Genomic DNA, 21,202 nt, shown 5'->3' on the forward strand with positions numbered 1-21,202 from the left:
AGCGACAGAGCGAAAGAGCGCAACGACTGAGCGCCGGTGTGAAGAACCGGGGTCACAGGGCCCCCGACCCGCGCGCCGGAGGCGCGCAAATGAACGCAACCCCGATTTCGGGTTGAGCTGGGGATTCGCTATCCTTGACCGGTTGCCTGCGGGCCCGGTGCCCGCGATTCGGCCGCGAACCCCCGGTGGTTGATCGTCGAGATCGTACAGAACCGCTGGTAGGCGCGCGTTCGGGTGGTGACAGACCATGCCCGTCGGGTCGGCAATCCGGCGTGCTTATCGTCCAGGTCGAGGAGGCTGAAGTGATTCAGCAGGAGTCGCGGCTGCGCGTCGCCGACAACACGGGTGCCAAGGAGATCCTCTGCATCCGCGTTCTCGGTGGTTCGTCGCGCCGCTATGCCGGTATCGGCGACGTCATCGTCGCCACTGTGAAGGACGCCATCCCCGGCGGCAACGTCAAACGGGGTGACGTGGTGAAGGCCGTCGTGGTGCGCACCACCAAGGAACGGCGCCGTCCGGATGGTTCCTACATCCGTTTCGACGAGAACGCCGCTGTGCTCATCAAGGCGGACAACGACCCGCGCGGCACCCGCATCTTCGGCCCGGTCGGGCGCGAGCTGCGCGACAAGAAGTTCATGAAGATCGTTTCGCTGGCCCCGGAGGTGCTCTGACATGAAGGTGCACAAGGGCGATACCGTGCTCGTCGTCTCGGGTAAGGACAAGGGTGCCAAGGGCAAGGTCATCCAGGCCTTCCCGAAGGACAACCGGATCCTGGTCGAGGGCGTGAACCGGATCAAGAAGCACGTCGCGAACTCCGCGAACCTGCGTGGCGCCTCCTCCGGCGGCATCGTGACCCAGGAAGCGCCCATCCACGTGTCCAACGTGATGGTCGTCGACTCGGACGGTAACCCGACCCGGATCGGCTACCGCACCGACGAAGAAACCGGCAAGCGGGTTCGGATCTCCCGTAAGAACGGGAAGGACATCTGATATGACCACCTCCGAGAAAGTGCAGCCCCGGCTCAAGCAGCGCTACCGTGCCGAGATCAAGGACGCGCTGAACAACGAGTTCGACTACGCCAACGTCATGCAGATCCCGGGCGTGGTCAAGGTCGTGGTGAACATGGGTGTCGGCGACGCCGCCCGGGACGCGAAGCTGATCAACGGCGCGGTCGACGACCTGGCCCTGATCACCGGCCAGAAGCCGCAGATCCGCAAGGCCACCAAGTCCATCGCGCAGTTCAAGCTGCGTGAGGGTATGCCGATCGGCGCCAAGGTCACCCTGCGCGGCGACCGGATGTGGGAGTTCCTGGACCGCCTGGTCTCGATCGCCCTGCCCCGTATCCGCGACTTCCGCGGCCTGTCGCCCAAGCAGTTCGACGGCAACGGCAACTACACGTTCGGCCTGAGCGAGCAGTCGATGTTCCATGAGATCGATGTGGACAAGATCGACCGTCCGCGCGGTATGGACATCACCGTTGTCACCACCGCCACCAACAACGAAGAAGGCCGTGCCCTGCTGAAGCACCTCGGCTTCCCGTTCAAGGAGAACTGAGACATGGCCAAGAAAGCACTGGTCAACAAGGCCAACCGCAAGCCGAAGTTCGCTGTCCGCGCCTACACTCGCTGCCAGCGCTGCGGCCGGCCGCACGCGGTGTACCGCAAGTTCGGCCTGTGCCGCGTGTGCCTGCGCGAAATGGCGCACCGCGGCGAGCTGCCGGGCGTGCACAAGAGCTCCTGGTGAGCTGAGCCGGGCGGGTGGTCGCCCGCCCGGTGTTCACAATATCGAGAAGGACCCGAGCCGAGCTCGGGTCCTTCTCGACGGCCCTGTCTCCGGCCATCGGCATGACGCGGTCGGCTCGGTGCGCGACCGGAAAGACGAGCTCTGCGGTCGGTATTCGCGCGGTGTCTGTACCGGATACGTCTAGGACGTGTTCATGATGAGGCCGATATGGGTGAAGTAGTTCAGTACGGAGAACACTATCCAGGCGGTGCCCGAGAGGCACCAACATATCGCTATGACAAGACCCACCACTCGATTGCTGTTCTTGGTGAACGCCGGTGTCAGGACGGCTCCTGCCGCGATGAGGAAGAACAGTGTCGAGATGAATACCGACTCCACCATCGGTGAATCGGCGAATCGACCGGTGATGGGCTCTTCCGGCGGGGCGCCGAACAGCTGGTACTTGATACCGGCGACTCCGATCGCGGCCATTCCCGCGCCGACGGCGGCGACCAGGTAGGACACCGGTCTCATCGTCGTGAAAAGGCTCGCGATGTCTTCGCCCCCGGCCCGCGATCGGATCTTCCACAGATAGAACGCGGCGGCCAGCAGGAGAACGCCGAGAGCCAGCGACCCTTCGCCGAAAACTATATTCGCCTGGGGGACGACCGAAAACGGCCATTCGACGGTCATATGCCCACCGAGAAACGTCAGCAATGCGCCGTTGATTCCGAGGGCCAACGCGTATCCGTCGAAGTCCGAAGGTTTTCCTTCCAGGATTTTTCGCCCCAGCGAGACAACCAATAGAAGGGATACGCCTGCCGAAATTCCCATCAAGGTGTTGTACATCTGGAAGCGATCCCAGGGGAACTCTTCTGGCGCTGCCAGGAGTGTCGATCGAACAGCTGTTGTCGAAAGCATGTAATTCTCTTACTACTTGTGAACTGTGCCGATGGGTGATGATTTGCCGGCTGTCCGGTCGGTCGACCCGTGCAGCCGGAAGCAATCGATCATCGGCGGGATGGATCGGATCGCCGCTGCGGTCCGGCTCCGATGGCCTCGGAGAACGCGGCGGTTGGCAGACGGCGATCTCGGGTTGAAGTGGATATGTGTCCTGCGTGCCCTCCGGCCCGGTGGTTGTAGCAATCCGGTTCGCTGTCGGGGCCGGCGCGCTTCCGACGTGCGATGCTCCGAGTATCGTCCGTGCTGAATGTTTGCCAAGGCGTTTGCTGTATATCGGCTGTGTAACATTTTCCGGGTGGCGGACGAAGCCGGTGAATCGGGAAGCGCAGCGACGGGGTCTGCCGGGCCGGTAGCGGAGGACGGTGGCTTCGCCGCCCAGGCATGAGCGGCGGTGCCGCTCGCTGCGCAGGCAGTGCGCGGTACGAACGGGTGGTGATGGCCGCCTGTCCCGGCGGGCGATTTCCGCAGGGCGTATCGGCGGTGCTCGATTCGGAGCGGCCGGTGTCCGGGCCTTGAGCCGAAATGGTAGCTGTTGCGGCATAGTCGAATTCGTTCCCAGGTTCGAGGAGAACCGGAGAAATCGGGCACGGGTGGCGTCGGTTAGTATCGGCGACTGTGAGGCATATCGCGCGAGCGCCGGAGCTGGTGCGGGTGCTCGTGCTCGTCTTCGCCGCCGTGGTGCTGACGCTCGAGGTCCGCGACGGCCAGCTGGTCGATCCGCGTGAGACCACCTATGTCTCGCTGGTGTCTTCCCTGGTCGCGGTGCACAATTCGGCCGAAACCGAGGTCGAGCGGCCGAGTGAGACGGGCGGGCAGTCCGTGCACTGCCGCTATGCCTGCGCACGTGCCGCGGCACCGCGGCCCCGGTTCGACGACCTGTGGCCTGCCGCACTGCTCTTCATGGGCCTCGTTGTGGGGCTGCTGGTTTACACGCGCCGCATATCGCCGTCGGCGCTACCGGCGCCCGCTGCGGCCGCGGCCGGGGAAGAGATTCTGCTGCACCTCTGCGTCTGCCGGAGGTGACAGACCTATGCCGAGCCGGCGGGCCGATCCCCGCCGGCCGGTGAGAGCTGCCCCGATGGAGGCCGTGCGGATTCCTGAGACAGCTGTGCGAGGTGCTGCGCGTGCCGTGGAGTGGCCCCGGGAGCCGGTCCGTCTCCTGCCAGGGGCGGGCCGGGGGCTACCGGGAGTCGAAAGTGTGCCGCGGTCCGGCCGCCGCGCACCGATCCGTTCCTGGCAACCGTTTCCCCACGCTCGCTGCCGCGCAGTATCCGGCGGGGTGGTCTGCGCGCACCCGAAAGGCGTCGGTGGAGCGGTCCGGAAACAGGCACGCCGGCCCCGCGCCGGGTCCCGCAGAAAGGAACACACCGCACGAGAATCCGGTTCGGCCTGCGGTCGTCCGAGTGGACGAGGGCCCTGCCGACTGCCGCACACGGCGGCACAAGAGCACATCGGACACCCACGATCAGACGATTACAACAGGAGATATCCATGAGATTCCACCTTCCACTGACCGTCCTCGCGGTCTCGGCCGGCTGTCTCGTTCTCGGGAGCGGTTCGGCTTCGGCGCTGTCGGTCGATCGATCCGAGGAAGCCGTCACCGTGCACCTGACCGACGCGGAAGCACGGGCGGTCGAGGACCTGAACCTCGGCCCGCTGCTCGGCGCACTGCCGCCCAATTTCACCCCGGACGCGAAACAACGTCTCGGCGAGAGCATCACCGAGTACGCGGGCCGCGCCGCCGACCAGCCGGGATCGACCCTGTCGGTCATCATCGACCAGCCGATCGCGGCACCGCCGGGAGTGAGCGTCACCGTCACCCGCTGATCCGCCGATAGGCACCGCCCGGCCGGCGGATCCCGATGCCGGCCGGGCGGCAGCCAGGCCGCGGTGCGGCCGGTGCCGCGACCCAGATCGGCTGCCCACCGCACCTGCTGCCATGCCCGCCGGTGCAGACGGTCGAGCAGCGCGAGACCCATATCGTCGAGCACGGTCTGCTCGTAGGTGGGTGCCCATCCGTCGTAACCGGTTGCCACATCGACCGTTCGGTAGTGGCGACGGTCGAAATCGGCGAAGGTCGGCACGGTCCCATCGTGCGGCGGTGGCCGGGCCGCGGGCAACAGATTTCCGGCCTCGACCACCAGGCCGGGAGCCCGTCCGGCTCGCCGGGGGCGCGGCCGGAACATCGGGCACCGCCCCCGATGTCAGGCGAAGTGGGATTTGTAGATCTGGCCGTGCACGCCGACGGTACGGTCCCCCACTTGGGAGACGGTGAAGTCCGCCGCCGCGGAGAGATAGGCGTACGCGGTGGCGCGATCCATACCCTTCTCCTGTTCCAGGAAATCCAGCGCGTTCACGACCGCCCGGCGCATGGCGACGTTCAGATCGCTGGACTTCTGCGAACCGTCCGGGTCGGAGAGGCCGGCCGGTGACTCGCGCACGCTACATTCGGTGACATGCCGACCTCGAATAATCCGCTGCGCCGGATCGCGTGGTTCGTGCTCGGCCTCCTGTACGTCACCGCGGTGGCGGCGCCGGGCGCGGCGGCGGAGCAGCCCACCCGGATGGACACCTACGTCACCGATTCGGCCGGTGCGCTCGACGCCGGTGACGCCCAGCGCGTGCGTGCGGCGGTCGATACTCTCTACGCCGATCACAAAGTGTGGCTCTGGGTCGCCTATGTGCACGATTTCGCCGGTGACAGCCCGCAGGACTGGGCCGCGCGGACCTCTCGGCAATCCGGGTTCGGAAACCGGGATCTGCTGCTGGCGGTGGCCACCCGGGATCGCGCCTACGCCTTCTACGGTGAGCGCCCGGCCGGGGTCAGCGAATCCGAGATCGACCGGCTGCTCGCCGACCGGGTCGAACCCGCGCTGCGCGACAGCCGGTGGGCCGACGCGGGTGTCGTCGCGGCTCAGGGGATCGGTTCGGCAATGAGCGGGGGCGGAGTGAGCACGGGTCCCGTACTGCTCATCGGTGCGCTCATCGTGCTCGCCGTGGGGGGTCTGCTGCTGTATCAGCGCTACCGGCGCCGGGCCCGGGACCGGGCCGAACTCGAACAGGCCCGGCAGACCGATCCGACCGACCCCGCCGCCCTCGCGGCGCTACCGCTCGAGGCGCTGCACGCGCGGTCGCGGGAGATCCTCGTCGAACTCGACAATGCCGTACGGACCAGTGCCGAGGAGTTGGAACTGGCCGTCGGGGAGTTCGGTGATCCGGCGGTGCTGCCCTTCCGTACCGCGCTGGAGAACGCGCGAGCCGCCACCGCGAAGGCGTTCACGATCCGGCAGCGGCTCGACGACGCCATCCCGGAAACACCCGACGAACAGCGCACCCTGCTGATCGATCTCATCACCACCGCCGGTCGCGCCGACCGCGAACTCGACGCCCGCGTCGCCGAGTTCGACGCGATGCGCGATCTGCTCATCGATGCCGGACCCCGGCTGGACGCGCTGACCCGCGATATCATCGACCTCACCGGCCGCACCCCGGCATCGGAAGCCGAACTGGCCCGGCTGGCGAGCATCCATCCGGCCAGTGTGCTCGCACCGATCGCCGACAACGTCACCATGGCTCGCGAGCGGATCGCTTTCGCCGACGACTGCGTCGACGACGGTCGGCGGGAAATCGCCCGGCCGGTGGGTGAACAGGGCGGGGCGGTCGCCGATATCCGGGCCGCCGAGGGCGCGATCGGCCAGGCCCGCACCCTGCTCGACGCCGTGGACGGCGCCGCGGCCCATATCCAGCAGGCGCGGGCGGGCCTGCCCGCCGTCCTCGACGAGTTGCGCGGCGATCTCGCCGCCGCCGCCGAATTGACCGAGCACGGCGGCCCGGAACTGGCGACGGCCGTCGCCGCCGCCCGGGACGTGCTGGCGCGTGCGGATACCGCCGCCGCGGCCGACCCGCTCGGTGTGTACCACGAGGCGGTCGCCGCCGACGGGGATCTGGATCGGGCGCTCGCCGCGGCCGGGGCCCGGAAGACGGCGGCCGCGGACCTGGCGCGCCGGCTGGACCAGACGCTCGGCGACGCGGCCACCCGGGTCCGGATGGCAGGCGATTTCATCGCCACCCGCCGGGGCGCGATGGACGCGATGCCCCGCACCCGGCTCTCGGAGGCTCAGCGGCACCTCGACGAGGCGCAGCGGCTGCGCACCGCGGACCCGGCCGCCGCGCTCGATCATGCGCGCCGGGCCGCCGATCTCGGTGGTCGCGCATTGCAGGAAGCGCAGGCCGGGGTGCAGACCTGGGAAGTCCGGCGGCCGCCGACGGGTGGGGCGCAGGCGGGCGCGATCCTGGGCGGCATCCTCATCGACAGCATGCTGCGCGGTGGGATGGGCGGCGGTCACGGTCACCACGGCGGGTACCGGGCCGGGTCCTTCGGCGGGTCGGGCGGATCGCGGCGGATCAGCCGCGGCGGACGCTTCTGACGCGACCCGAGTGCCCGCCCGCGGTACGGGCGCGGGTGAAAGCGCGCGTGCCGCCACCCGGGTGGCGGCACAATCGATCCGCGCGTATCCGCTGATCTCAGCGCGACATGATGAGCGGTACCAGTTGTTCGTCCGGTGTCCGGGCGCCGTGGTGGCCGGACATCGCCGACTCCAGCGGTTCGTGCTCCGGTCGCACCAGTACGGTGCGGCCCGCCGCGACGGCGAGCAGATCCCCGATCCGGTTCGCGATCACCGGGGTGGGCGGAGTGGGACCGAACCAGTGTTCGTCGAGGGCCTGCTCACGGGTCACCACCTGGGCGTGCCCCGCCAGCCGCTCCCGCCAGGTCGCCAGCGCGTCGGCTCGTGCGGCGGTGTGCCGGAGGTAGACGTGGCGAACCCGGGCCTCGCCCGCGATCAGGGCTACGTCGCGGTGCAGCACCTCGGACGCGTCGAGGTCGACCGCGTGGTCCGCGTGGATCATCCCGTGGTCACCCGTGATCAGCAGTGTGCAGGTGCCGGGCAGTTCGCCGAGCAGTCCGGCCACGAACCCGTCGATATCCCGCAGGACCGCGAGTGCCTCGGGTGATTCGGGTCCGTGCAGGTGGCCGGTCGAGTCGAGGTCGGGGAAGTAGGCGTAGGCGAAGCGCGATCGCGTGCCCGGATGACGGGCGACGGCCAGGATTCCGGCGCGGAGTTCGTCGAGAGTGGTGGCGGGGTGCAGTGTCCCCGGTGCGCGGAACGATGCCCGGGTCAGACCGGAGCGCACCTGGTACTCCGGGACCACATAGTGCAGCTCCACGCCGCGCGCGGCGAGGTCCTGTAAGCGGCTCCGGTGCGGTTGCGCCGATTCGGGCGGATAGGTCTCGCGCGCGTCGTCGCCGGTCGCGGAGTCGAATCGCCAGCGCAAGGAGTTGAACAGCCGCAGGCCGTCGGCGGCGGCGGGCACGGCGAAGCTGTAGCCGATGATGCCGTGTGTGGCGCAGGGCGCGCCGAGCGCCAAGCTGGTGAGGCTGGTGGCGGTGGTGGCCGGGAATCCGGCGGTGAGCGTGGTGGTGACGTGCGCCGCCAGTGTGGGGGCGAGATCACGGTGGCGTGCCAGTAGTTCGGCGCCCAGACCGTCGATCAGCAGCAGCACGACGTCCCGGTTGAGGGTGAGGCCGAGTGGGTCGGGCGCGTCGAACCCGAACGACGCGGTGACGGACGGCAGGATATCGGCGAGCGTGTACTGCACAGGTTCCAATGGTGCAGTACGGAGGCGATCCGGGAGCGAATCCGTGGGTAGACCGGCTGGGGCACAGGCGTCCTGCCCGTGGCCGCCGCGACCGTTGCGGATCCGGGAGCATGCCGGTCGATCGCGGTCGACGCGATCGACCGGCGGCGATTCTCGAGGTCTTTCGCGCGTGTGGAGGCCGTGTATCACGCGCTGCCGCTGCGGTGCGACTCGGTAGCGCGTTCCGCTCCCTCAGCGAAATGTTCACGCACGCGAATTGGCTGGATTGCATCATGCATGTTATGTGTACTATGCACATCGGCTGACTTTCGAATATCGAGGAGCACGCTCGTGACCAAACCCGAACCCGTCGTCCGCCCCGCGGCGGTACTGGCGGTGCTCGCATACGCCGGGATCGTGGCGTCGTTGACGCAGACCCTGGTGATGCCGTTGCTCGGGCAGCTACCGGAGATCCTGAACACCGAACCCTCGAACGCGACCTGGGTGGTGACCGCGAGCCTGCTGGCCGGCGCGGTGACGACGCCGGTCGCCGGCCGGCTCGGTGATCTGCTCGGTAAGCGGCCCGTGCTGGTGGGATCGGTGGTCCCGCTCGTCATCGGTTCGGTGATCTGCGCCGTGTCCTCTTCGCTGTGGCCGATGCTGATCGGGCGCGGTCTGCAGGGAATGGGCGTGGGCCTGATCCCGGTGGGTATCGCCGCTCTGCGCGATCTCCTGCCGCCCGCCAAACTCGGCTCGGGTATCGCGCTGATCAGTTCCTCGCTCGGTGTCGGTGGCGCGCTCGGGCTCCCGCTGGCCGCCGCGGTCGTCGAATACAGCAGCTGGCGGTACCTGTTCTGGGGCGTCGCCGGGCTGGCGGCGGTGGCCGGTGCGCTGATCTTCGCGGTGGTGCCGTCGACGCCGCCGCGGGCCGAACGCGGCCGGTTCGACCTACTCGGCGCACTCGGTCTGGGGGCTGCCCTGGTCTGTTTGCTGCTGGCCGTATCGAAGGGCGCGAGCTGGGGCTGGTCCAGCGTCACGACGATCTCCCTGTTCGTCGCCGCGGTGGTGGTGCTGCTGGTGTGGGGCGCGTGGGAGCTGCGCTCGCGTGATCCGCTGGTCGACCTGCGGGTCACCGCCCGCCCCCGGGTCCTGCTGACCAACGCCGCCTCGATCGTCATCGGTATGTCGATGTTCGCGCAGGCGCTGATCTTCCCGCAGCTGCTGCAACTGCCGCAGGCCACCGGCTACGGCCTGGGCCAATCGATGGTCGCCATGGGTCTGTGGATGGCGCCGGGTGGCCTGATGATGATGCTGTCCTCACCGCTCAGCGCGAAACTGTCCGCGCTGGCCGGGCCCAAGGTGACGCTGATCCTCGGCGCGATCATCATCGCGGCCGGTTACGGCGCCTCGGTGCCGCTGATGGGCGAGCCCTGGGGTCTGATGGTGGGCGCGATCATCATCAGCCTCGGCGTGGGCTTCGCCTACGGCGCCATGCCCGCCCTGATCATGAGCGCGGTGCCGATCACCGAGACCTCGGCCGCCAACAGCTTCAACACCCTGATGCGTTCGATCGGCACGTCGGTGGCGTCGGCGGCCATCGGTGCGGTGCTGGCCGAGATGAGCACCACCTTCGCCGGTGGGATCTCGGTGCCCACCGAGAACGGTTTCAAGGCGGGCATCCTGATCGGTTGCGGTGTCGCCGCGGCGGCCGCGGTCATCGCCCTGACCATCCCCACCGCCAAACGCGCCGCCGCGGTCGCGGTCGCGGGTGCGCAGCCCGCAACCGAGAAGCCGGAAACCGTGCACGCGATGGCCGAAGCGGTTCCGGCCGCTCCGGCCGGTCTCTCGGTGGAAGCCGAGCGGGTCGTCGACGATGCCGAAGCCACACGGCCCGAGACCAACGGTTCGGTGCCCACTGCGGCCCCGCGGCACGCGGCCCCCGAACCGGCGACATTCGCCGCGGCGGGAACCGACGCGTATACCGCGCCGCAGCCGAGTGGAAGCGGCTCCATTCTGTTCGGCCGGGTATACGACGCGCGGGGTGTCGCGGTGATCGGTGCGACTCTCACCCTGATCTCGCCGTCGGGCCGGCAGCTGGGCCGGGCGCTGTCCGGGTCGGACGGTTTCTACGAGATCGCGGCCCCCGCCCCCGGTACGTATGTGCTGATCGCCTCGGCCGAGGGGCGGCGCCCCGACGCGTCCACCGCGGTCCTGGGCAGCAACCCGGTTTCCTACGACGTCACTCTCACCACGCTCGCCGGCCTCGCCGGCACGGTCGCGTGTACCGGCGACGGCGCCCCGGTGGCCGGTGCCACCGTCACCGCCCTGGATATGCGCGGTGAGGTGCTGGCCGCCGCGGAATCCGACGCCACCGGCGGATTCGACCTCGCGGGCCTGCCCGAAGGCGAGTTCACCGTGGCCGTCAGCGCGTTCGGTTATCACCCGACCGCGGTGTCGGCGCGGGTGAGCAGCCGGGACACCGCACTGCTCGAGGTGCTGCTGCGCCCTGGCGTGCGGGTGGCGGGCGTGGTGCGCGGCGGCGGTCGCCCGCTCGCGCAGGCCCGGGTCACCTTGACCGATTCCCTCGGCAATGTGATCGAGACCGTGGCCACGGACGCGGACGGGGCCTATACGTTCGGGAACCTGGACGAGGGCACCTACACGGTCGTGGCGACGGGGTACGCGCCGTCCACGGCCCAGGTGCATGTCGGCGAGCACGACGTGGACGGCCTCGATATGGACCTGCGGGCGGAGCCGCTCCCCGCGCCGACCGGGTCGGACGAGGTGGAGACCGAACAGTTCGGCGAGCTTCCGGAGGTGCACAAGAGCTCCTGGTGAGCTCCGGTACGGAAGCGGGATGAACCAGGGCCCCGGAGCAGTTGCTCCGGGGCCCTGGTTGCTTCGATACCGTGGATGATCTGCACCTGATCACCGATTCGCGGGCGGCCGTGCGGTGGGACTCACGGGGCCGTAACCGCGGCGCGGATGCCAAGCCTTTCTCTACCGGTCGCCGTCCTTACCGTCGAGGGCGAGCGTGATCAGGTTCACGATCTGCTGCTGGCCTGCGGTCAGCATGTCGAACTTGCTCCGCATTTCCAGGGTCAATGTGTCGACCCTGCCGTTCAGCTGTCCGAGTTCGCCCTGGATCCCTGTGATGTCGCCGCGGATCTCTGTGATGTCGCCGCGGATGTCGGCGATATCGGCCCTGGTCGCATTGTGAAGACGCATGTTCTGTTCACGGAACTCCCGCAGCTCGATGCGAAGCTCCGAGGTGTCGCGATCCGCCCCGCCCGCAAGCACCCGAGCCGCAGCCGCATCCTTCTCGCTGCGCTGCAATCGATGCTTGACATCTCCCATTTCACTCTCGAGGGCCGAGAGCCGGTCCTCGAAGTTCCCCTTCTCCCTCATAACGGCCAGATTACCTGGTCGTGGCATTGTTCCGGGGCCCTGATTTTGTCGTACTCGAGTCAGCTCCTACACTAGACCGGTTGCCAGGGCACCTTTGTGTCCGTGGGCGGCCCCACGTGGCTGCCCGGGGCGATACGAACTCATCCGGCGGTGACTGCCGCCCGGACCAGCCGAATTGCTGTAGGCCCACGGCCCGCGCCCACTGGCGTGGGTGTTGTATGGGAACCGCAGCGAGAAAGGTGTCGAGGTCGAACTATGACCATGACCGATCCGATCGCAGACTTTCTGACTCGTCTGCGCAACGCCAATTCGGCGTACCACGATCAGGTGAAGGCTCCGCATTCGAAGCTCAAGGCGAATATCGCCGAGATCCTGAAGCGCGAGGGCTACATCGCCGATTACCGCACCGAGGACGCGACCGTGGGTAAGAACCTCGTCGTCGACCTCAAGTACGGCCCCAGCCGCGAGCGCAGCCTGCAGGGTCTGCGCCGCGTGTCGAAGCCCGGTCTGCGCGTGTACGCGAAATCCACCAACCTGCCCAAGGTCCTGGGCGGCCTCGGCGTGGCGATCATCTCCACGTCGACCGGTCTGCTCACCGACCGCCAGGCGGCCAAGCAGGGAGTAGGCGGGGAAGTCCTCGCCTACGTCTGGTAGAGGGAGGTACGGACAATGTCGCGTATCGGTAAAGATCCTGTGGTGCTCCCCTCGGGTGTCGAGGTGACCATCAATGGTCAGGACATCGCGGTGAAGGGCCCGAAGGGACAGCTGTCGCTGACCGTCGCCGAGCCGATCACCGTCGCGCAGGAGGACGGCCGGCTGGTGTTCACCCGGCCCGACGACGAACGCCGCAGCCGCTCACTGCACGGCCTGACCCGGACGCTGGTCGACAATATGGTCACCGGCGTCACCAAGGGCTACGAGAAGAAGATGGAAATCTTCGGCGTCGGCTACCGCGTGCAGCAGAAGGGCAGCAACCTCGAGTTCGCCCTCGGCTACAGCCACCCGGTGCCGATCGAGGCGCCCGAGGGCATCACCTTCGCGGTGGAATCGCCCACCAAGTTCTCCGTATCCGGGATCGACAAGCAGAAGGTCGGCCAGATTTCGGCGGTTATCCACGGTCTGCGCAAGCCCGACCCGTACAAGGGCAAGGGCATCCGCTACGCCGGTGAGGTCGTTCGCCGCAAGGTCGGAAAGACGGGTAAGTGATCATGGCGCAAACCGAGAATCAGAAGGCCAAGCGCATTCCGCTGGGCAAGGACGTTTCCACTCGCCGGCGGCTGTCCAAGACGCGTCGCCACTTCCGCCTGCGCAAGAAGATCGAGGGCACCACCGCGCGTCCGCGGCTGATCGTGCATCGTTCCTCGCGGCACCTGCACGTGCAGCTGGTCGACGACTCCGCCGGCCGCACCCTCGCTTCGGCGTCGACCATCGAGGCCGATGTACGGGCGCTGGACGGCGACAAGACCGCCAAGGGCAAGAAGGTCGGCGAACTGATCGCCGAGCGCGCCAAGGCCGCCGGTGTGGAGGCCGTGGTGTTCGACCGCGGTGGACACGACTACCACGGCCGGATCGCGGCGCTCGCCGATGCCGCTCGGGAAGGCGGGTTGAAGTTCTGATGACCAACATGACTGCACATACCTGTGTGAACGGAAGGAACGTCTGATGCCGGGACGTCAGCGGCGTGACGGCGGAAACGGACCCGCCGGACAGAACTCGAACGCCCCCGACGGGGGTCGCGACAACCGCCGGGGCGGCGACCGCCGCGGCGGTGGCGACCGTCGTAACGACCCCGCCGAGAAGAATCAGCTCGAGCGCGTCGTAGCGATCAACCGTGTCTCCAAGGTGGTCAAGGGTGGTCGGCGCTTCAGCTTCACCGCACTGGTCATCGTGGGCGACGGCAACGGCCTGGTCGGTGTCGGCTACGGCAAGGCCAAGGAAGTTCCCGCGGCCATCCAGAAGGGTGTCGAGGAAGCGCGCAAGGGCTTCTTCCGCGTCCCGATGATCGGCTCCACGATCACCCACCCGGTGCAGGGCGAAGCGGCGGCCGGTGTGGTCATGCTGCGCCCCGCTTCCCCGGGTACCGGTGTGATCGCCGGCGGCGCCGCGCGTGCCGTGCTGGAATGCGCGGGCATCCACGACATCCTGGCCAAGTCGCTCGGTAGCGACAATGCGATCAACGTCGTCCACGCCACCGTCGCGGCGCTCAAGATGCTGCAGCGGCCGGAAGAGGTCGCGGCTCGCCGTGGTCTGCCGCTCGAGGACGTCGCTCCCGCGGGCATGCTGCGTGCCCGTGCCGGACAAGGAGTCTGATATGGCAGATCTCAAGGTGACCCAGATCAAGAGCTCGATCGGCGCCAAGCAGAATCAGCGCGAGAGCCTGCGGACCCTGGGTCTGCGGGGTATCCGCAAGTCGGTTGTCCGTGCGGACAACCCGCAGAACCGCGGTCTGATCAATGTCGTGCGCCACCTCGTAACTGTTGAGGAGGTCTGACATGACCATCAAACTGCATCATCTGCGGCCCGCTCCGGGCGCGAAAACCGATAAGACCCGCGTGGGTCGCGGTGAGGGTTCCAAGGGTAAGACCGCGGGTCGCGGCACCAAGGGCACCAAGGCACGCAAGAATGTGCCGGCCGCCTTCGAGGGTGGGCAGATGCCCATCCACATGCGGCTACCGAAGCTGAAGGGCTTCACCAACCCGTTCCGGGTGGAGTACCAGGTCGTGAACGTGGGCGCCATCGCCGAGCTGTTCCCCGAGGGGGGCACCATCGGCAAGGACGAGTTGGTCGCCAAGGGCGCGGTGCGTAAGAACCAGCTGGTCAAGGTTCTCGGCGAGGGCGAGATCTCCGTCGCCGTCCAGATCAGTGCGGACAAATTCTCCGGCTCCGCCAAGGAGAAGATCACCGCCGCCGGTGGCACCGCCACCGAACTGGGCTGACGTTCGCCGGTTTCGACGATCGACATGGTCGGGTCAAGCGCGGAGGCGGTAGCGCAGTGTAACCACGCAGCGCTCCCGACCATGTCGAAAGGCACAGCGCCGCCGGACGAGTGCAGGCTCGTCCGGCGTCACTGTTAGAGTTCAAGTGTTGTCTGCCAAGACCCGTCATGGGTTCGGCGATTTCCGACCGGGACACGCTGAAAAATTCCATGGCCTGACCATGTCGTTCGCCAGGAGGATCTGTGCTTTCCGCCTTCGTTACGGCCTTCCGGACTACGGACTTGCGGCGGAAGATTCTCTTCACGCTGGGGCTGGTCGCGTTGTACCGCCTCGGTGCCTCGCTACCGTCGCCCGGGGTCGACTACAGGGCGGTCCAGGAATGTATCGACCTGGTCTCCGGTGGTGACTCCGCCGGTATCTACCAGCTCATCAACCTGTTCTCCGGTGGTGCGCTGCTGCAGCTGTCGGTGTTCGCCATCGGCATCATGCCCTACATCACAGCGAGCATCATCGTTCAGCTGCTGACCGTCGTCATCCCGCGGTTCGAGGAACTGCGCAAGGAAGGCCAGGCCGGCCAGACCAAGATGACGCAGTACACCCGCTACCTGTCCATCGCGCTCGCGATCCTGCAGGCCACCGGTCTGGTGGCCCTGGCCGCGCGCGGTCAGCTGTTGCAAGGGTGCCAGCAGGACATCCTGGCCGATACCAGTATCTTCGGCATGATCACCATCGTCCTGGTGATGACCGCGGGTGCCGCCCTGGTGATGTGGTTCGGTGAGCAGATCACCGAACGCGGCGTCGGCAACGGAATGTCGCTGCTGATCTTCGCCGGCATCGCCGCTCGTATCCCGAGCGAGGGCAAATCCATCCTGGACAGCCGCGGCGGCCTGGTGTTCGGCCTGGTGTGTGTGGCCGCACTGCTCATCATCATCGCGGTCATCTTCGTCGAACAGGGCCAGCGCCGGATTCCGGTGCAGTACGCCAAGCGCGTGGTCGGCCGCAAGATGTACGGCGGCTCCTCGACCTATCTCCCGCTGAAGGTGAACCAGGCCGGTGTCATCCCGGTCATCTTCGCGTCCTCGCTGCTCTATCTGCCGAACCTGATCGCCCAGCTCACCGGGTCGACCTCGGCCACCGAGCCCAGCTGGTGGCAGGAGGCGATCCAGAAGTATCTGGTGAACCCCGGCAACCCGGTGTACATCGCCATCTACTTCGGCCTTATCGTCTTCTTCACCTACTTCTACGTCGCCATCACCTTCAACCCGGAGGAACGCGCCGACGAGATGAAGAAGTTCGGCGGCTTCATCCCGGGCTACCGCCCCGGTAAGCCGACGGCCGATCACCTGACCTATGTGCTGAGCCGGATCACCCTGCCCGGTTCCATCTACCTCGGGCTGGTCGCTGTCCTGCCGAATCTGTTCCTCGATATCGGTTCGTCCGGTGGGGCACAGAATCTGCCGTTCGGTGGCACCGCCGTGCTCATCATGGTGAGCGTCGGCCTGGACACCGTGAAGCAGATCGAAAGCCAACTCATGAATCGCAATTACGAAGGGTTCCTCAAGTGAGAGTTGTACTACTCGGGCCGCCGGGAGCGGGCAAAGGCACTCAAGCCGTGCTGCTATCGGAGAAGCTGGGCGTACCACATATCTCTACAGGCGATCTCTTCCGCGCGAATATCAGCGAGCAGACTCCCCTCGGTCTCGAGGCGAAGCGCTACATGGACGCGGGCGAACTCGTGCCCAGCGATGTCACCAACCGTATGGTGCGGTCCCGAGTGGCCGAGCCCGACGCCGCGCGCGGGTTCGTGCTCGACGGTTACCCCCGCACGGTCGATCAGGCCGACGCGCTCGCCAAGATCCTCGACGATCTGGGCACCGAACTGGACGCGGTGCTGTGCTTCGTGGTCTCCGAGGACACGGTGGTCGACCGGATGCTGGCCCGGGGTCGCTCCGACGACAACGAGGAAACCATCCGCACCCGGCTGCGGATCTACCGAGACGAGACCCAGCCGCTGCTGAACTACTACGACGGCCTGGTCGTCTCGGTGGACGGCGTCGGCGAGGTCGACGAGGTCAACGCGCGGGCCCTGGAGGCACTGGGTCGTAATGCCACGACCGGTTAGCCCGGGCCGCGGGCGCGGCGGGAACCCTTCGGCGATGGGGAGCTGACCAGATATGGTCTTCGGTCGAAAGAACAAGAAGGTCGTTCCGTTCCGCTCCGCCGGCGAACTCGACGCGATGGCGGCGGCAGGCGCTGTCGTGGGTCGCGCGCTGGTCGCGGTACGCGCGGCCGCCGCGCCCGGCGTTTCCACGCTCGAACTGGACCGGATCGCCGAACAGGTGATCCGGGATGCCGGCGCCGTCCCGTCGTTCAAGGGTTACCACGGCTTTCCCGGCTCGATCTGTGCCTCGGTGAACGACCGCGTGGTGCACGGGATCCCGACCGAGGACGAGGTGCTCGCCCCCGGCGATCTGGTATCCATCGACTGTGGCGCGGTGCTGGACGGCTGGCACGGTGACTCCGCGTGGACGTTCGGTGTGGGTGACCTGATCGAGGCCGACCGCCTGCTCAGCGAGGCATGCGAGAAGTCGATGGTGGCCGGTATCGCGGCCATGGTCCCGGACAACCGGCTCACCGATGTCTCGCATGCGATCGAGCTCGGCACCCGGGCGGCCGAAACCGAGCACGGTCGCGCCTACGGCATCGTCGACGGTTACGGCGGGCACGGGATCGGACGGGAGATGCACCTCGACCCGTTCTTGCCGAACGAGGGCGAGCCGGGCAAGGGTCCGCGCCTGGTGGTCGGTTCGGTGCTGGCCATCGAGCCGATGCTGACCCTGGGCACTTACGACACCAAGGTGCTCGACGACGACTGGACCGTGGTGACCACCGACGGGTCACGGGCGGCGCACTGGGAGCACACCGTCGCGGTGACCGAGGACGGGCCGCGGATTCTGACGCTTCGCCCCGAATAGGGTCGTCGCGCGGCGTGTCCGAATGACGCTACCGCGCGTAGGGCTCGGCTCGATTACGGCTCAGGCCTCCAGCATCAGCGTAACCGGCCCGTCGTTGGTCAGTTCGATATTCATACGTGCTCCGAAACGTCCGGTGGCGACCGGGGCGCCGAGGTCACGCAATGCACCGGTGAAAGCCTCCACGAGTGGTTCGGCCACCGGCCCCGGCGCCGCCTGGGACCAGGACGGCCGTCGACCTTTGCGGGTGTCGGCATAGAGCGTGAACTGGCTGACCACCAGGATCGGCGCACCCAGGTCGGCCGCGCTGCGCTCGCCGTCCAGAACGCGAATCCGCCAGACCTTGTCGGCGAGGGCGTGAGCGGTCGGTTCGGTGTCGTGGTGGGTGACGCCGATCAGAACGAGGAGTCCTTGCGGGGCACCGTGTTCGGCCGGGTCGATACGGCCGACGACCACATCGTCGACGATCACCCGGGCCGATATCACCCGTTGTATCAGCGCGCGCACAGTTCGATCATGCCCGTCCGGGGGCGGTCGCCTAAGCCGAGGGTCCGGTAAGTCCTGTTCACGGATGGTTCGCCAGTAGTGGATGCGGCGCGCCGGGTGTCGATTACGGTCCGGTTGGCGAGGCAGGTGTGAGATCGCGGAATCCGAGAACAGACGCCGCAGAATAGTCCGTAGTCCGGCGGCGAGCGAGTTCGAGAGCTTCCCCTTCCTGGGAGATTCGACCGCAATGGTGTCATGCCAGAATGGCGGCGTATGCGGGTACAGACGCGAAGTCGGCGATGCCGGGCGAACGGCGAGACGCTCTCCGTATCGGTTTCCGGTGTAGGCATCCACACGTATGGTCAGGAACTGGATAGTGAGCGATCGAGACAAGGGAAACCCGGGTCGGGAAGACCGGGCCGACGCATCGAACGAAGACCCGGTCGACACACCGGATGTGGGCTTCACCCTCTCCACGGAAGAGCCGCGGCCCGACCCGCGGGACGAAGTCGCCACCGATTTCCCGGACGAGACCGGTGCCGAGATCACCGCCGATTCCGGTGACGGGACGCTCGACGAGGCGGATACCGGAACCCGGGACGAGGTGGCGGAACTGGCGCGCCGGGCGGCGGACGCGATGGCCGAGGTGGGGCCGGTCGGCTGGCGGCAGTTGGACGCCGTGTTCGCGCTGACCGCCACCGCCGGGCTGGCTCAGGTCGTCTACACCGACGGCGAACATACGGTGCGGTCCGAGCCGCCCGCCGCAGTGTTGGAGATGGTGCGCGGCCAGCGTGCGCTGGTGGCGGAGCGGGACGGTGAACCGTGGTGGCGGCTGTTGCTGCGGTTGAGTTCGGATGGGGAGTTCGACCTCGACTACGACTTCGGCGACGAGCCCTTTCCGGACGGGCAACTGTTCGAACCCGAGGTGTACCGGGCGGATCTGGAAGAGTTCCCGCGCGAGGAACTGCCGGTGTGGCTCGCGGCCTATATCGGTCACGCGGACCGCCAGTCGCGTACTCCGCAGCGGGCCGCCGTATCGGCACGGGCCGATCGCCTCGCGAAGGTGTGGCCGGTGCTGGCGGAGAACGAGTTTCCGGACTTTCCGGAAATGTGGGCGCGCTGGGCGGTGATCTCCGCCGCGTTCGTCGCCGCCGGGTCCGACTGGGGCCCCCGTGTTCTGCCGTCGATGGGGTGGTTCGAGAGCTCGCGGCGTGGCGGTTCGACTCTTTACGCCCTGCCCGATGGGCGTGCCGTGCTGTCCGGTGGTGTGTGGGACGCACCCGCGCTCGATGCCACCTACAACCGTGGTGCCGAGATGCCGGAATTCTATGCCGGAGCGCCGGACTGGGTCGCGAACCCGGTGCTGAACCCGCGGGCGGCCACCGGCCTGATGTCGTTCTGTTATTGGTGGGAGTCCGGTCGCTGGTACCGGGGTGAGTCACCCGCGGCGGAGCATTGCGCCACCGCGGTGCCCGGTGTGTGGACCGGGGAGACGGTCGCCGGCATTGTCGCCGGTATGGCGGCCGAACAGCCGAGTGCGACGCAGCAGGCCGCGGCGGCCGCACTGGTGTCGGCGGCCGAAATAGGTCTGGTCACGCGGGAAACCGTGATCAATGTCTTCGGCGACGACGGTCGTTACGATATCGACGGCGCCATGTACCAGCTCGGCCTGGCGGGTGTGGTGATGCGGCTGCCGGAGCAGATGCCCGAAGGGGAAGCCATCTTCCGGGTGCGGAACTACATCATCGGCCGCGGGCTCGACACCACGGGCTATCCGCTCGATGATCTGGTGGCGGACCGGTTCAGTGTCGGCTGGATGGTGTACGTGCCCGTACCACGCGGCGAGATCGCGATCGGGCGGGCCATCTTCTATATCGCCGATGACGGCGTACTGGAACATTCTTCCTCGTCGATCGCGCCGACGACCTTTGTGGAGGGATTCGAGCAGCGCTATCAGGAACGGCAGGGTTCCCGAATCTGACGGTCGCTGTGCCCCGACGCTCGGGTGCGGTCGCTGATTCCCCGGGCTGGGAAATCGGCGATCTCAGGGCACTGTCAAGATAGATTGCGGCTATGGCAGGTCCGGGAGCTGACCGATAGCCGGTTCCACGGTGCGAGAGGCGAGGGGACGAGATGTCCGATGAGAAGCTGGATTTCACGGCCGATCAGGCTGAGCGTGTCGCGAACAAGGTGGACGCCGTCGCCGGCCGGATCAAAGCGGTCCTGGAGACCATGAAGACCGAGCATGCGGCTCGCTACGGTTGCTGGGGCGCCGACAAAACCGGGAATAAGTTCGCTCACGGCGACAACAAGAACGGATATGTCGAGGGTATGGCGAACCAGCAAAAGGTCATCGACTCCTACCCGGAGTTTCTCAGTGGAAGCAAAGGGTACTCGCCCGAATTCCGGAAGGCCGCGAGACTTCTCACCGCGGTGGAGAACGGCAACCGGCTCGGCATCGAGCGCACGGTCAGGTTCAAGGCGTGACCGCTGGGCGGCCGAACTCGCGGATTTGAATCCGGAGTGCGTGGAGAAGAATCGGGATGACGGACGACGAGATGTCGATGGGCCGCCTGACGGATCTGTTCGATTCCGTGCAGGCCGGCATGAAATCGATCGAACATATGCAGCAGAAGTGGGCGTTACTGACGGCGACGGGAACCGCTGCCCATAAGCGCGTCTCGGTATCGGTCAATGCGGAAGGCGAGGTCATCGAGACCCGGTTCTCCGGAGAGATCGGTGATCTGAGCTACGAGGAGATCGCCAAGGCTGTCACCGAAGCAGCGCAGGCCGCTATGCGGGAATTGCGCCGGCAGACATCCGCCCTGATGGCCCCCGTGCAGGATCAAGATTCTCGTATGCCCAAGCTATCCGAGCTGGCGTCCGGCGTCCCGGATATCCTGAGCCTTGTGCCCGAGCCGCCGCGCGTGTCCACAGCGGCGCCGGGTTCTCCGGAACGGCTTCTGGCGGAATCCGAGGCCATGGAATTCGCCGACACCGAACAGATCGACGGTGATTCGTCGCAGTCCGGGGTGACCGGTCCCTCTTGGTGATGCGGTCCGGGGCAAGGCCGCGTC

24 protein-coding genes and 2 pseudogenes are annotated in these 21,202 nt (G+C 67.2%); 21 read left to right on the forward strand and 5 right to left on the reverse strand.

Going from position 1 to position 21,202, the window contains the following annotated elements:
• Window positions 1-302 precede the first annotated feature (302 nt).
• From rplN to NGR01S_RS08515, 4 genes are read left to right on the forward strand one after another with little or no spacing between them, the layout of a single operon-like run.
• A complete protein-coding gene (gene rplN, locus NGR01S_RS08500) occupies window positions 303-671 on the forward strand; it encodes a 50S ribosomal protein L14 (RefSeq protein WP_014349098.1) in 369 nt (122 codons plus the stop codon).
• A gap of 1 nt (window position 672) precedes the next feature.
• A complete protein-coding gene (rplX, locus tag NGR01S_RS08505) occupies window positions 673-990 on the forward strand; it encodes a 50S ribosomal protein L24 (RefSeq protein ID WP_030522663.1) in 318 nt (105 codons plus the stop codon).
• Between the two features lies 1 nt (window position 991).
• The gene (gene rplE, locus NGR01S_RS08510) at window positions 992-1,555 is read left to right on the forward strand and encodes a 50S ribosomal protein L5 (RefSeq protein WP_063035602.1); all 564 of its coding nucleotides are present in this window, start codon (window positions 992-994) and stop codon (window positions 1,553-1,555) included.
• A gap of 3 nt (window positions 1,556-1,558) precedes the next feature.
• On the forward strand, window positions 1,559-1,744 hold the full coding sequence (locus NGR01S_RS08515; protein ID WP_014349101.1) for a type Z 30S ribosomal protein S14: 186 nt from the start codon (window positions 1,559-1,561) through the stop codon (window positions 1,742-1,744).
• A 180-nt stretch (window positions 1,745-1,924) separates the two neighbouring features.
• Here the strand turns inward: NGR01S_RS08515 and NGR01S_RS08520 are convergent, their stop codons facing one another.
• Window positions 1,925-2,644 carry a DUF981 family protein gene (locus NGR01S_RS08520; RefSeq protein ID WP_084480505.1) on the reverse strand — a complete coding sequence of 240 codons (720 nt, stop codon included), beginning with the start codon at window positions 2,642-2,644 and terminating at the stop codon, window positions 1,925-1,927.
• 657 nt (window positions 2,645-3,301) lie between these two features.
• Between NGR01S_RS08520 and NGR01S_RS08525 the strand changes: the two genes are divergently transcribed.
• On the forward strand, window positions 3,302-3,709 hold the full coding sequence (locus tag NGR01S_RS08525) for a hypothetical protein (protein WP_063035604.1): 408 nt from the start codon (window positions 3,302-3,304) through the stop codon (window positions 3,707-3,709).
• Between the two features lie 468 nt (window positions 3,710-4,177).
• Window positions 4,178-4,513: a hypothetical protein gene (locus NGR01S_RS30850; protein WP_063035605.1), complete on the forward strand. Its 336-nt coding sequence runs from the start codon at window positions 4,178-4,180 to the stop codon at window positions 4,511-4,513.
• 377 nt (window positions 4,514-4,890) lie between these two features.
• Here the strand turns inward: NGR01S_RS30850 and NGR01S_RS08535 are convergent.
• A pseudogene (locus NGR01S_RS08535) lies at window positions 4,891-5,115 on the reverse strand (acetamidase/formamidase family protein); the annotation flags it as partial.
• Between the two features lie 27 nt (window positions 5,116-5,142).
• Here NGR01S_RS08535 and NGR01S_RS08540 point away from each other — a divergent pair.
• On the forward strand, window positions 5,143-7,113 hold the full coding sequence (locus NGR01S_RS08540) for a TPM domain-containing protein (protein WP_063035607.1): 1,971 nt from the start codon (window positions 5,143-5,145) through the stop codon (window positions 7,111-7,113).
• A gap of 97 nt (window positions 7,114-7,210) precedes the next feature.
• Here the strand turns inward: NGR01S_RS08540 and NGR01S_RS08545 are convergent, their stop codons facing one another.
• Window positions 7,211-8,344, reverse strand: a complete 1,134-nt coding sequence (locus NGR01S_RS08545) for an alkaline phosphatase family protein (RefSeq protein ID WP_063035608.1) — start codon at window positions 8,342-8,344, stop codon at window positions 7,211-7,213.
• 330 nt (window positions 8,345-8,674) lie between these two features.
• Here NGR01S_RS08545 and NGR01S_RS32370 point away from each other — a divergent pair.
• Both NGR01S_RS32370 and NGR01S_RS32375 read left to right on the forward strand, forming a co-directional pair.
• Window positions 8,675-10,126, forward strand: a pseudogene (locus tag NGR01S_RS32370) (MFS transporter); the annotation flags it as partial.
• Window positions 10,127-10,132: 6 nt separating this feature from the next.
• Window positions 10,133-11,161: an MSCRAMM family protein gene (locus NGR01S_RS32375; RefSeq protein ID WP_245664500.1), complete on the forward strand. Its 1,029-nt coding sequence runs from the start codon at window positions 10,133-10,135 to the stop codon at window positions 11,159-11,161.
• A 162-nt stretch (window positions 11,162-11,323) separates the two neighbouring features.
• On the opposite strand, the gene NGR01S_RS08555 is transcribed toward NGR01S_RS32375, so the two are convergent.
• Entirely contained in the window at window positions 11,324-11,731 is a 408-nt protein-coding gene (locus NGR01S_RS08555) for a DUF4349 domain-containing protein (RefSeq protein WP_063035609.1), read from the reverse strand.
• A 255-nt stretch (window positions 11,732-11,986) separates the two neighbouring features.
• Between NGR01S_RS08555 and rpsH the strand changes: the two genes are divergently transcribed.
• The 9 genes from rpsH (at window position 11,987) to map (ending at window position 17,642) form a co-directional block, all read left to right on the forward strand.
• The gene (gene rpsH / locus NGR01S_RS08560; protein ID WP_039822465.1) at window positions 11,987-12,385 is read left to right on the forward strand and encodes a 30S ribosomal protein S8; all 399 of its coding nucleotides are present in this window, start codon (window positions 11,987-11,989) and stop codon (window positions 12,383-12,385) included.
• 15 nt (window positions 12,386-12,400) lie between these two features.
• Window positions 12,401-12,937 carry a 50S ribosomal protein L6 gene (gene rplF, locus NGR01S_RS08565; RefSeq protein ID WP_063035610.1) on the forward strand — a complete coding sequence of 179 codons (537 nt, stop codon included), beginning with the start codon at window positions 12,401-12,403 and terminating at the stop codon, window positions 12,935-12,937.
• A 2-nt stretch (window positions 12,938-12,939) separates the two neighbouring features.
• Window positions 12,940-13,347, forward strand: a complete 408-nt coding sequence (rplR, locus tag NGR01S_RS08570) for a 50S ribosomal protein L18 (protein ID WP_063035611.1) — start codon at window positions 12,940-12,942, stop codon at window positions 13,345-13,347.
• Between the two features lie 46 nt (window positions 13,348-13,393).
• Entirely contained in the window at window positions 13,394-14,041 is a 648-nt protein-coding gene (rpsE, locus tag NGR01S_RS08575; RefSeq protein ID WP_063035612.1) for a 30S ribosomal protein S5, read from the forward strand.
• Between the two features lies 1 nt (window position 14,042).
• On the forward strand, window positions 14,043-14,222 hold the full coding sequence (gene rpmD, locus NGR01S_RS08580; RefSeq protein ID WP_063035613.1) for a 50S ribosomal protein L30: 180 nt from the start codon (window positions 14,043-14,045) through the stop codon (window positions 14,220-14,222).
• Between the two features lies 1 nt (window position 14,223).
• Window positions 14,224-14,667, forward strand: a complete 444-nt coding sequence (gene rplO, locus NGR01S_RS08585; RefSeq protein ID WP_063035614.1) for a 50S ribosomal protein L15 — start codon at window positions 14,224-14,226, stop codon at window positions 14,665-14,667.
• 242 nt (window positions 14,668-14,909) lie between these two features.
• The gene (gene secY / locus NGR01S_RS08590) at window positions 14,910-16,232 is read left to right on the forward strand and encodes a preprotein translocase subunit SecY (RefSeq protein ID WP_063035615.1); all 1,323 of its coding nucleotides are present in this window, start codon (window positions 14,910-14,912) and stop codon (window positions 16,230-16,232) included.
• Window positions 16,229-16,789, forward strand: a complete 561-nt coding sequence (locus NGR01S_RS08595; RefSeq protein WP_063035616.1) for an adenylate kinase — start codon at window positions 16,229-16,231, stop codon at window positions 16,787-16,789. Before secY ends, NGR01S_RS08595 begins: the two co-directional genes overlap by 4 nt.
• A 52-nt stretch (window positions 16,790-16,841) precedes the next feature.
• Window positions 16,842-17,642, forward strand: coding sequence for a type I methionyl aminopeptidase (gene map, locus NGR01S_RS08600; protein WP_063035617.1), 801 nt, complete (start codon window positions 16,842-16,844; stop codon window positions 17,640-17,642).
• A 60-nt stretch (window positions 17,643-17,702) separates the two neighbouring features.
• On the opposite strand, the gene dtd is transcribed toward map, so the two are convergent.
• Entirely contained in the window at window positions 17,703-18,146 is a 444-nt protein-coding gene (gene dtd, locus NGR01S_RS08605) for a D-aminoacyl-tRNA deacylase (RefSeq protein ID WP_063035618.1), read from the reverse strand.
• Window positions 18,147-18,501: 355 nt separating this feature from the next.
• Here dtd and NGR01S_RS08610 point away from each other — a divergent pair, with 355 nt between their 5' ends.
• From NGR01S_RS08610 to NGR01S_RS08620, 3 genes are all read left to right on the forward strand, one after another.
• A complete protein-coding gene (locus NGR01S_RS08610) occupies window positions 18,502-20,106 on the forward strand; it encodes a hypothetical protein (protein ID WP_245664490.1) in 1,605 nt (534 codons plus the stop codon).
• 152 nt (window positions 20,107-20,258) lie between these two features.
• Window positions 20,259-20,612, forward strand: coding sequence for a hypothetical protein (locus tag NGR01S_RS08615; RefSeq protein ID WP_063035619.1), 354 nt, complete (start codon window positions 20,259-20,261; stop codon window positions 20,610-20,612).
• A gap of 56 nt (window positions 20,613-20,668) precedes the next feature.
• The gene (locus NGR01S_RS08620; RefSeq protein ID WP_063035620.1) at window positions 20,669-21,178 is read left to right on the forward strand and encodes a YbaB/EbfC family nucleoid-associated protein; all 510 of its coding nucleotides are present in this window, start codon (window positions 20,669-20,671) and stop codon (window positions 21,176-21,178) included.
• The last annotated feature ends 24 nt before the right edge of the window (window positions 21,179-21,202 follow it).

The organism is Nocardia grenadensis NBRC 108939 (genome assembly GCF_001613445.1).
Taxonomy (GTDB): Bacteria; Actinomycetota; Actinomycetes; order Mycobacteriales; family Mycobacteriaceae; genus Nocardia; species Nocardia grenadensis.